The sequence below is a fragment of the Paenibacillus wulumuqiensis genome (assembly GCF_000971965.1).
Taxonomy (GTDB): domain Bacteria; phylum Bacillota; class Bacilli; order Paenibacillales; family Paenibacillaceae; genus Saccharibacillus; species Saccharibacillus wulumuqiensis.
In genome coordinates this window covers 1-716 of record NZ_LAQP01000038.1, presented here as the reverse complement: position 1 = coordinate 716, position 716 = coordinate 1, and the positions used below count along the sequence as shown (strand labels likewise).

1 protein-coding gene is annotated in these 716 nt (G+C 59.9%); it reads left to right on the top strand.

Going from position 1 to position 716, the window contains the following annotated elements; translation table 11 throughout:
• A partial coding sequence (locus tag WH45_RS22605) for a condensation domain-containing protein (RefSeq protein ID WP_046216693.1) occupies nucleotides 1-716 on the top strand: 716 nt, incomplete at both ends.

The window sequence follows — 716 nt, the reverse complement described above, 5'->3', positions numbered from 1 at the left end:
GCTGCACCGCCGCTGCGCCTGCGCCTGATTGAGCTGGAAGCAGGTCACCATGTGCTGAGCTGGGTGATCCACCATATCCTGTTTGATGGATGGTCGGTAGGCGTGCTGCAGCAGGAACTGGAAGCCGCGTACCGGGGACTGGAAATCACCGTATCACCGGAGCAGGACAGTCATTCCTCCGTACAGGCAATGACACAGCCGCCGCGTACGCTTGACCGTTCGCTGCAGTATACCGATTATGCCTGCTGGCAGCGGGAAGCGGAGCAGAAAGCGCGTCAGGAGCAGGAACTGGCGTACTGGAAGCAGGAACTGGGCGGCGAGCTGCCGGTATTGGAGCTGGCGACCGAGTACCGCCGTCCCAAAGTTCCTTCTTCAGCCGGACAGAGTATCCAGCGGGAACTGCCTGCCGGATTGACGGAAGCGCTGCGAAGCTGGAGCCGGGAACAGGAAGTGACGCTGCCGATGACCCTGCTGGCTGCGTTCAACGTACTGCTGTATCGGTACAGTGGACAGGAGGAACTGCTGGTCGGCATGCCGGTGGCTGGACGAACCCGGGCAGAGTGGGAGCGGATGATTGGTTTCTTCGTCAACACGGTAGTGATCCGAACCACGATGGAGGAAAATCCGAGTTTTACGGACTATGTCCATCAGGTCAAGGAGAAGTGCCTGGGAGCTTACGCCCACCAGGAAGTGTCCTTTGAGCGGGTTGTCGAGGC